10 protein-coding genes are annotated in these 8,971 nt (G+C 70.4%); 4 read left to right on the forward strand and 6 right to left on the reverse strand.

What is annotated here, in order from left to right; genetic code table 11:
• Positions 1 to 41: 41 nt before the first annotated feature.
• The 4 genes from ACWGH4_RS24865 to ctaC all read right to left on the reverse strand — a co-directional run bounded on the left by ACWGH4_RS24865 (position 42) and on the right by ctaC (position 3,301).
• Positions 42 to 584 carry a TetR/AcrR family transcriptional regulator gene (locus ACWGH4_RS24865; RefSeq protein WP_453464739.1) on the reverse strand — a complete coding sequence of 181 codons (543 nt, stop codon included), beginning with the start codon at positions 582 to 584 and terminating at the stop codon, positions 42 to 44.
• A gap of 13 nt (positions 585 to 597) precedes the next feature.
• Positions 598 to 1,179, reverse strand: a complete 582-nt coding sequence (locus ACWGH4_RS24870; protein WP_453464742.1) for a sugar O-acetyltransferase — start codon at positions 1,177 to 1,179, stop codon at positions 598 to 600.
• 148 nt (positions 1,180 to 1,327) lie between these two features.
• Complete coding sequence (locus ACWGH4_RS24875; protein WP_441262594.1) at positions 1,328 to 1,828, reverse strand: DUF5709 domain-containing protein; 501 nt, start codon at positions 1,826 to 1,828, stop codon at positions 1,328 to 1,330.
• A 537-nt stretch (positions 1,829 to 2,365) separates the two neighbouring features.
• Complete coding sequence (gene ctaC / locus ACWGH4_RS24880) at positions 2,366 to 3,301, reverse strand: aa3-type cytochrome oxidase subunit II (RefSeq protein WP_453464757.1); 936 nt, start codon at positions 3,299 to 3,301, stop codon at positions 2,366 to 2,368.
• Between the two features lie 501 nt (positions 3,302 to 3,802).
• Here ctaC and ACWGH4_RS24885 point away from each other — a divergent pair.
• The 3 genes from ACWGH4_RS24885 (at position 3,803) to ACWGH4_RS24895 (ending at position 6,292) form a co-directional block, all read left to right on the forward strand.
• Entirely contained in the window at positions 3,803 to 4,027 is a 225-nt protein-coding gene (locus tag ACWGH4_RS24885; protein ID WP_310650526.1) for a hypothetical protein, read from the forward strand.
• The gene (locus tag ACWGH4_RS24890) at positions 4,020 to 5,099 is read left to right on the forward strand and encodes a response regulator (RefSeq protein ID WP_441262297.1); all 1,080 of its coding nucleotides are present in this window, start codon (positions 4,020 to 4,022) and stop codon (positions 5,097 to 5,099) included. Before ACWGH4_RS24885 ends, ACWGH4_RS24890 begins: the two co-directional genes overlap by 8 nt.
• 155 nt (positions 5,100 to 5,254) lie before the next feature.
• Positions 5,255 to 6,292, forward strand: coding sequence for a DNA topoisomerase IB (locus ACWGH4_RS24895; RefSeq protein ID WP_453464747.1), 1,038 nt, complete (start codon positions 5,255 to 5,257; stop codon positions 6,290 to 6,292).
• A gap of 130 nt (positions 6,293 to 6,422) precedes the next feature.
• On the opposite strand, the gene eno is transcribed toward ACWGH4_RS24895, so the two are convergent.
• Positions 6,423 to 7,721, reverse strand: coding sequence for a phosphopyruvate hydratase (eno, locus tag ACWGH4_RS24900; protein WP_453464750.1), 1,299 nt, complete (start codon positions 7,719 to 7,721; stop codon positions 6,423 to 6,425).
• 169 nt (positions 7,722 to 7,890) lie between these two features.
• Between eno and ACWGH4_RS24905 the strand changes: the two genes are divergently transcribed.
• On the forward strand, positions 7,891 to 8,313 hold the full coding sequence (locus ACWGH4_RS24905) for a MarR family transcriptional regulator (RefSeq protein ID WP_441262294.1): 423 nt from the start codon (positions 7,891 to 7,893) through the stop codon (positions 8,311 to 8,313).
• Between the two features lie 131 nt (positions 8,314 to 8,444).
• On the opposite strand, the gene ACWGH4_RS24910 is transcribed toward ACWGH4_RS24905, so the two are convergent.
• The coding region (locus ACWGH4_RS24910) for a DUF6000 family protein (RefSeq protein ID WP_453464754.1) at positions 8,445 to 8,971 on the reverse strand (527 nt) is incomplete at its 5' end.

Below are 8,971 nucleotides of genomic sequence, written 5' to 3' on the forward strand. Positions count from 1 at the left end.
GTGTCAGGGCCGCGCCCCCACAGGCTGTTCTGTGGCCGCTGCTAGGCGGCGGTGATGCGCTTGACCGCTTCGCGGGTGAGCGCGCGGTCGTGCGGTGCGCGGTCGAGGGCCCGGTGGAGGGTGAGTCCTTCGACGAGTGCGTCGAGCTGGCGGGCGGTGTCGGGGTCGAAGTGCCGTTCCAGGAGGTGCCGGCTGCGGAGCATCCACGCCTGGGTCAGTTCCCGGTACTCCGGGCGTCGGGCGGCGAGGGTGTAGAGCTCGTGCGTGAGGACCAGGTCACGTTGCGGTCCCTCGGAGAGGGTGTGGATGAGGTCGGTGACGGCCTCACGCGCCTGGTCCGGGCTGTCGACGGGGCCCAGGTGGTGCTCGAAGACGGCGACGAAGTGGTCGGCGAAGCGGGTGAAGGCTTCGCGGAGCAGGTCGTCGATGCCGGCGAAGTGGTAGGTCATCGAGCCGAGCGGGACGCCGGCACGGGTGGCGATCTTGCGGTGGGACACGCCGGCGATGCCCTCCTCGGCGATGTGATCGAGGGTGGCGGCGATGATCCGTTCGCGTCGCTGGGGGTCGGTGTGTCCGGTGGCCATCGGGTGCCGTGTCTCAGAGGGCGCGGATCGGCCGGGCGGGGTTGCCGACGGCGACGACGTCGGCGGGGACGTCCTTGGTGACGACGGAGCCGGCCCCGATGACGCTGTTGTCGCCGATGGTCACGCCGGGGCAGACGATGACGCCTCCGCCGAGCCAGACGTTGTCGCCGATGGTGATGGGCAGGGCGGCCTCCAGCTTGTCGCGTCGCGGCTGGGGCTCCAGCGGGTGGGTGGGGGTGAGGAGTTGGACGTTCGGGCCGATCTGGCAGTCCTCGCCGATGGTGATCCGGGCGACGTCGAGCGCGGTCAGGTTGTAGTTGACGAAGGTGCGGGCCCCGATGGTGATGTTGCTGCCGTAGTCGACGTACAGCGGCGGGCGCACCTCGACGTCCTCGCCCGCTGAGGCGAGCAGCTCTTCGAGGATCGGCCGGGCCTTCGCCGGGTCCTCGAGGTGGGCGGTCTGGTAGCGGGCGGCGAGCCGCACGGCCTGCTGTTGCCTGCGGGTGATCGCCGGGTCGTCGGCGATGTAGAGGTCGCCCGCGAGCATGCGCTCGAGGTTGGTGCGCGGGTCGCCAGCAAAGTAGTCCGTCGCCATGCGTACGACCGTACACTCCAGAAGGTACGTTCGTACACTCCCGCTGCTCGTCAGTGTGCCCGGCACGACGGACGCACCGATCCGCGGAGCACGGCGTTTCGTGACGGCCGATCGCCGCGGATGCCCGCGGCACAGGCCCCGGCCGGGTTCACGTCCCTCCCCTGTCCAGGTCCCGTTCCGATCGTTCGAGGTCGTTGTCGCGCACGACATGCATGGCCGCCTCCTCGGCGCCGGCCGCGCCCGCGTCGATGCCCACGTCGGAGGCGAAGAGCTCCTTGTCGGTGTCCGGGTGGGCGCCCTCGTCCGGCGCGACCAGCCGTCCCGCCCGTTCGGTCCCCGCCTCGGGATCGATCGGCTCCCCGTCACCGCCGGGCAGGTCGCCGATGCCGTCCGACTCGTCCGCTCCGGCGTCGGGCAGCTCTTGGGCCAGCCGCTGCTCGAGGGTCTCGCCGTCGTGCTGCTCCGCCGCGGTGGTACCGGTCTTTTCCACCCCGAGCGGCCTCTCCGGCGGCGAATAGCCCTCGTCGAGGATGTCGTCGTAGCTGCGCTCGCCCACTGTGTTCTGGAGGTCCAGTGGTGCGGCGTCCTCCTGCTCTTCGTTGCTGCCCGTCGGCTGATATACGTCGTCCGCCATGCTGCCCTCGGTCATCATCACCGCCTCCGTTCTCCGCGGGCCGGCCCCGCTCCGTTCGGCGCGGGCCGCTCCTCCGGGGTCGCACGGTGCGCCCCGCCGGATCGATCTCCTTCGTCTTCTTCTGTAACCCGTCCGGGAGCGCCGGGCGACGTCACGACCGTGGGCGGTCGCTCGGGGCCGGCGGGCGATGCCGCGTGCGGCCCGCGCGGCGAGCCTGACGCCGACGGGCAGCTTCGTCCCTGCCTGAGACATGTGACCGGTCAACGACGATCTGCTCCTGTCGCGAGGGAGGCGGACACCGTCGCGGGTGCCCGTGACCGGCAGCGTGAACCCTGCGGCCGCCGTCCCCCGGCGCAGCCGTGGCGAACGCCGTCCCGCTACGCGCCGTAGGCGTCCCTGCGGGGCTGTGGACCGACATCCGCGGAGCGGCCGGCGCGCCGTGCGGCACGGGTACCCGCCAGTACGCTCTCCGGCCGGTGCCCAGCCGTGCCGTGGCGGCCCGGGACCGCACGCATGCTCCGTTGTTCAGCTGCTCAGCTGCTCAGCATGGGCTCACAGCTTGTTGGGCTCCGCGTTCCTGGCCGGGTCGGTCAGTTCGATGCCCGCCGGGATGAACCCGGTCTGGCCCTTCGCGGCAAGGCTCTTCAGGTGCTGCTGGTAGCGCTCCGGAGAGACGATCTTGACGTTGAAGAGCATCCGGGCATGGTCGACACCGCAGAGCTCGGCGCACTTGCCCCTGTAAGTGCCCTCCCTGCTGGGCGTGACCTCGAAGGCGTTGACGTTGTGACCGGGGAAGACGTCCTGCTTGAACAGGAACGGGACCACCCAGAACGAATGGATGACATCACGCGAGGAGAGAACGAAACGGACCTTCTCCCCCTTGGGCAGCCACAGCGTCGGACCGGGGTTGCCGTTCTGCGGGTTCCGGGTGCCGGGGATCCCTGCGTCGTAGACGCCCTCGGCACCCGCCGGGAAGTCCTTGCGGAACCGGTCCGGGAACGTGCCCAGGAGGGGGCTCCCCTGCGCGTCGCCCGTCTCGGGCCTGCCGTCCACGTCCTCGACGTAGTTGAAACCCCAGCTCCACTGGTAGCCCACCACACCGATGGTGTGAGCCGGTTTCTCGGACAGCTCCAGGAGCTTCGACTCGTCCCGCGCCGTGAAGTAGAAGAACACCGACACGATGATGATCGGGACCACGGTGTACAACGCCTCGATCGGCATGTTGTACCTGGTCTGCGGAGGGATGTCGACGTTCGTACGGCTGCGCCGGTACCAGATGACACTCCACAGGATCAGCCCCCAGACCAGCGCGCCCGTGGCCAGCGCAGCCGCCCACGAGCCCTGCCACAGGGAGAGGATCCGCGGCGCCTCCTCCGTCACCGGGGTCGGCATACCGAGCCGCGGGAAGTCCGCCCAGTTGTACGAGCATCCGGAAGCGGTGCCGAGGATCAGCCCCGCGATGAGGACCTGCGGCAGCTTCCGCCGCATCGGTCGCCGGGACAGGGGGGTGGAGCCGTAGGCGCTCACGGAACTTCTCCAGGGGTCGTGCCGGCCAACCCTCGGCGGCCGGTCGCCGACCCTCGGGCAGGCAGAGAGGCGTGTCTTCCCGGCCAAGCTATGGGCGTCGCCCTGGAAACGCCGACCAACGCGCCGCCCGATGCCCCGAAGGGGTGGAGTTCCGGCGGCTCCGGACGAAAGGCCCGCGAGCCGGGTTTCCGCAGTGCTCGCGGCAACGCGTCAGCAGCGTTGCGGGGCAACGCCGGGCAACGGTTACGCGCATGCCGCTCCGACCAGCGGGAACAGGCGCCGTCCGCGGAGAGAGCCGGTGCCAACAGCGATCGCTGTTGCACTTCTTTTCCGGTCGCGGAGCGCATCGGTCCCACCGCCCGCCATTCTGTGATTCCCCGCTCCGGCAATCCGCCGGAAGCGTGAAGCCCCGTTGCCCTGGCACGGGTTGAATGGACGGAGATCCTGGTGGACCGGCCTCTGTTGTCTCAGAGAGCGACCCTGGTGTTCCTGCTGGCCCTGATCGGCGGCGTGACCGCGGGAGTTCTGACCGCGCTCGCCGGCGAGGGAACGCCCCGCAGCGTCCTCGCGGGCCTCGCGACCGCCGGGCTGTCGGTGCCCTTCTTCAACCGCCTCATCGCCGCCGAGACCGCCGGCTGCCGTGAAGCGGCGGGCGCCGGTGCCGGGGAGGCGGAGGACCGTGGGTGAGCTGCGACCTCTCGGCACCGATCTCACCGAGGCGTCCCGCGCTCTCGCCCAGGCGCTGCGGGAGCTGTTCGAAGGGATGGAGGTCTCCGTACGACGCTATGCGGCGCGGCGCCAACGCGATCCCGGGACGTTCTCGCGCTACCTGAACGGAACCCGTTTACCGCCTTGGCAAGTGATCATGGACCTCTTCACGGACCTTGCCGAGCACCATGGAACCGCCGTCACGACGGAGGCCATCGAGTTCGTTCGCGGCCTGTACGGCTCGGCGGTCGACGCCGCCTCCTCCCCCAAGCACGCGGTCGAGCTCCTGGAGCAGCAGCTGGCCGACGCCGACCGGGTGTCCCGGCGCTCCAGCGTCCGCGGCGACGTCCTGGGCGACGCGCTCCTCGACCGCACCCACCGCATCGCCGACCTGGAGGTACGCCTCAACCAGCTGGAGGCCGACCGGAGCGCGGAACGGGAGCGGGCGGACAAGCTCGCCGCCGCCCACTCCGACGTCACCGAACTCCTCCAGGAGCGCAACGACCTGGAGATGGAGGTCTCCCGCCTGGACAACGAGCTGCGTCAGGCGCGGGAACAACGTGCCGCCGCCGAGGCACGGTGCGATCTCCTCGAACGTCAACTGGAGGCCGTGGAACGGCCGGCGGCTCTGCCCGCCGTCTCGGAACCGCAGGACATGCCCAAGATCCTCATCGTCGACGACCAGGCGGACAACCTCCTCGCCATGACCGCGGTGCTGGCGACCCTCGATCAGGAGCTCGTCACCGTCTCCTCCGGCCGCGAGGCGCTCAAGGCGCTGCTCGACCACGACGACTTCGCCGTCATCATCATGGACGTGCAGATGCCGGAGATGGACGGCTACGAGACCTGCGCGCACATCAAGCGCAGGCCGAGGACCCGCGACGTCCCCATCATTTTTCTGACCGCGATGGGCGTCGACCCGGAGCACTCCGCCCGCGGCTACGCGGCCGGCGCCGTCGACTACATGAGCAAGCCCTTCGACCCCTGGGCGCTGCGCGCCAAGGTCGCCGTATTCACGTCCATCTACCTCGAACGCCGAGGAAACCGGTGACCCACCGCCTCCGGGCGGGGCGGGTTTGTGGCCGGCGCGTCCGGACAGAAGCGTGGTGCGCCGCAGCGCCGTTCGTGAGGACTCGCGCCGTGGTGACGTGGACCTGGACGATCGGCCGTTCAGCTCCACGGCCGATCGCGTCCGAGGAGGCGGGGTTGCGTCTTCACCACAGCCGGCCCACCGACCCCGGCTACAGCCGCAAGCGCCACGGGCGCGGCTTCCGCTACTTCGACGCCCAAGGGCAGCCGTTGCGCGACCCGGCCGAGCTGGCCCGCATCCGGGCGCTCGTCATCCCGCCCGCCTGGAGCGACGTGTGGATCTGCACCCGGCCCAACGGCCACCTCCAGGCCGTCGGCACCGACGCCGCCGGCCGCCGCCAGTACCTGTACCACCCGCAGTTCCGCGCCGAGCAGGAGCAGGCCAAGCACGACCACGTCCTCGACGCGGCCGAGGCCCTGCCCGCCGTACGGGAGGCCGTCGAGGGACACCTCGGCGACCGCGGCCTGACCCGCAGGCGGGTCCTCGCCACCGCCGTACGCCTCCTCGACCTCGGCTTCTTCCGCATAGGCAGCGACCAGTACACCGAGCTGAACAACAGCTACGGCCTGACCACGCTGCTCCGCGAACACTCCAGCTGCCGGGGCGGTGCCGTCCTCTTCACGTACACCGGCAAGCACGGCAAGGAGATCGTCCAGACCGTCGCCGACCCCGCCGCCTGCCGCAGCCTCACCGCGCTGCTGCGGCGCCGGGGCGGCGGCGACCGCCTCCTCGCGTACTGGGAGCGGCCCGCCTGGCACGACGTGAGCAGCGCCGACGTCAACGCGTACCTTCAGGAGATCGCCGGCCTGGAGATCACCGCGAAGGACTTCCGCACCTGGCACGCCACGGTCATGGCCGCCGTCGCGCTCGCCGTCTCACAGTCCGTCGCGCGCAGCGAGACCGCCCGCCGCCGTGCCATCGCCCGCGCGGTCCGCGAGGTCTCCGGATACCTCGGCAACACCCCTGCGATCTGCCGCAGCTCCTACATCAACCCGCGGGTGATCGAGCTGTACGAAGAGGGCGTCACCATCGCCGCCGCCCTGCCACGCCTCGGCGACGAGGGCGCGTACGGCATTCCCGCCACTCAGGGTCCCGCCGAGCGGGCCGTCCTGCGCATGCTCCGCACGGACAACCCGCCCGGGGGCGGTTCCTAGGGGCGGCATCTGTTCGTTGCCACGAGGTCGTCCGGAATGCTCGGACTGCAGGGCGAGGGCGGTCGACGCCATGTCCAGGGCCTGAGCCGGGTATTCGCCTCTGCTTGTGAGAACGGGTTCCGGCATTCCGTCAGAGCGGCGGACGAGCCTCCTGGCGGCGCAGCGCCTCCGCGCCCGCGTACCGGGCGCTGTCGCCCAACTCCTCCTCGATGCGGATGAGTTGGTTGTACTTGGCGGTGCGGTCGGAGCGGGACAGTGATCCGGTCTTGATCTGGCCGCAGCCCGTGGCCACCGCCAGGTCCGCGATCGTCGTGTCCTCCGTCTCTCCCGAGCGGTGCGACATGACGACGGTGTAGCCCGCCCGGTGGGCAGCGTCGACGGTGGCCAGGGACTCCGTCAGGGTGCCGATCTGGTTGACCTTCACCAGGACCGAGTTGGCGACGCCGGCGGCGACGCCCTCGCGCAGGAGGGTCTCGTTCGTGCAGAACACGTCGTCACCGGTGAGCTGGCAGCGCGCACCGACCCGTGCGGTCAGGTCCCGCCACCCCGTCAGGTCGTCCTCGGCCATCGGGTCCTCGATCGAAACGATGGGGTAGGCGTCGATCAACTTGACGAGGTAGTCGCCGTGTTCGGCGGGTGTGCGCCGCACTCCTTCCCCGGTGTACTCGTAGACGCCATCGCGGAAGAACTCGGACGACGCCGGGTCCATGACCAGACCAATGTCCGTGCCCGGCCGGTAGCCCGTGCGCTCGACGGCCGTCACCACGAAGTCGAGCGCCTCCTCGGCCGTGCGCAGGGCGGGCGCGAAGCCGCCCTCGTCGCCCACGCCCGTGGAGTGCCCGGCGGCGAGGAGGTCGCGGCGCAGGGTGTGGAAGATCTCGGACCCCATCCGCACGGCCTCGGCGAAGGTCTCCGCGCCGATCGGGGCGATCATGAACTCCTGGAAGTCCAGGGGATTGTCGGCGTGCGCACCCCCGTTGACGATGTTCATCATCGGCACGGGCAGCAGCCGTGCGTCGGAGCCGCCGAGGTAGCGGTAGAGCGGCAGGCGGTGGGCGGCGGCCGCTGCCTTGGCGGTGGCCAGGGAGACGCCGAGGATCGCGTTGGCGCCGAGCCTGGCCTTGGTGGGGGTGCCGTCCGTGGCGACGAGGGCGGCGTCGAGGCCGGCCTGGTCCTCGGCCTCGCGACCGGTGACGGCGGCCGCGAGCTCCGTGTTGACGTGGCGTACCGCGTGGTCGACGCCCTTGCCGTGCCAGCGGGCCGGGTCGCCGTCGCGGAGTTCGACGGCTTCGCGGGCGCCGGTCGAGGCGCCGGAGGGGACTGCGGCCCGGCCGACGGATCCGTCCGCCAGTTCCACGTCCACCTCGACGGTGGGGTTGCCCCTGCTGTCGAGGACGCGGCGGCCGGTGACGGAGGTGATGGCGGTCATGGGAGTCCTTCCCGTTGTCGCATGCGTGCCGGGTTCGACTGCGGCGACGGTGGCGCTGGACCCGACACAAGGAATTCTACAGCAAGGCTGTGCAGTCATGCTGTTCAGTTACCCTGTTCAGCCAGGCTGCGCAGTTCTGCTGTGCAGCGGTGCTGCGTTAAAATTCGGCATGCCTCTTCCGGAATCCGCCGCCGTCGCGGCCGAACTGCGCACCGCGACGGGAAAGCTCACGCGGCGGGTGAAGCTCGAGGACCAGATGCCGCTGGGTCAGGTGGCCGTTCTCGGTGCGCTGGACCGCAGCGGTGCGATGACGACCAGCGAACTGGCGGCCGATCAGCGGGTGCGCCCGCAGTCCATGGCCCGAGCCGTCGGACTGCTCATGGACCAGGGGCTGATCACGCGCCGGGCGCATCCGACGGACGGCCGCAAGAGCCTGGTCGAGCTCTCCTCTGCGGGGCGGGCGCTGCTGGAGGAGGAGCGGGGGCGCAGGGCGGATTGGCTTGCGCGAGCGATTGAGGCGGAACTGACGGAAGAGGAGCGGGAGTTGCTCGCGCGGGCAATCGGGCTGGTTGAGAGACTCGCGGCGCACTAGGCCGGCTTCTCGCTCCTGCACGAGCGAGTGCTCCACAGTTGGGCAGCCGGATGTGCGGAACTTGTCCGGACAACGTCGAGTTGCGCGGCAGTAGGTTCCTTCGATGAGGTGTCACGCCTCTGAGGACGACGTCATCGGTTCCTTGCCGGGCGATGCTCGGCGCTCTCATCGGCGAAGACGCAGAGCCGGCTGACGGCCTCGCGATAACTGTCCGGCGTGCCGTGGTGCTCCTTGAGGGGCGGTCCGTCGATCCACTGATGCCAGAGGCCGTCCGGGGTCAGGAATCGGGCTGCTTGATCGGCACGGAGCTTGGCGTCGAGGTGGAGGAGCGCGCCCATGGCGGCCGGCTGGTCGTAGTAGAGGTCGGGGCGTCGCAGGTAGCGATCGAGGTAGGCAGCCAGCAGGTCCGCGTCGGCGGGAGTCGCGAACGTGGCGAAGGTGACGCAGTAGGCCGAGCCTGCGAAGCAGACCTCGCCGGCAAGCAGCAGGTCGCCGAGGCGTTCGCGGAACTCGGTTCTGCGGGCGACGGCGATGAGCCAGGCTGCGGTTTTGCGTTCGCGCCACCCGCCTTCGAGCAGGATGGTCAGCTCACGGGGCGTGATATCGCCGGCGGCCTCGCCTAGAAGGCTCGTGAAGATCTTGGGTTCTGGCCCTGCCG

It is taken from the genome of Streptomyces sp. NPDC054847 (genome assembly GCF_053610925.1).

What these genes read in the sequence shown, in the direction of transcription:
- ACWGH4_RS24865 (WP_453464739.1), bottom strand. Translation starts at nt 584, where the DNA reads ATGGCCACCGGACACACCGACCCCCAGCGACGCGAACGGATCATCGCC.
- ACWGH4_RS24870 (WP_453464742.1), bottom strand. Translation starts at nt 1,179, where the DNA reads ATGGCGACGGACTACTTTGCTGGCGACCCGCGCACCAACCTCGAGCGC.
- ACWGH4_RS24875 (WP_441262594.1), bottom strand. Translation starts at nt 1,828, where the DNA reads ATGACCGAGGGCAGCATGGCGGACGACGTATATCAGCCGACGGGCAGC.
- ctaC (WP_453464757.1), bottom strand. Translation starts at nt 3,301, where the DNA reads ATGCGGCGGAAGCTGCCGCAGGTCCTCATCGCGGGGCTGATCCTCGGC.
- eno (WP_453464750.1), bottom strand. Translation starts at nt 7,721, where the DNA reads ATGACCGCCATCACCTCCGTCACCGGCCGCCGCGTCCTCGACAGCAGG.
- ACWGH4_RS24905 (WP_441262294.1), top strand. Translation starts at nt 7,891, where the DNA reads ATGCCTCTTCCGGAATCCGCCGCCGTCGCGGCCGAACTGCGCACCGCG.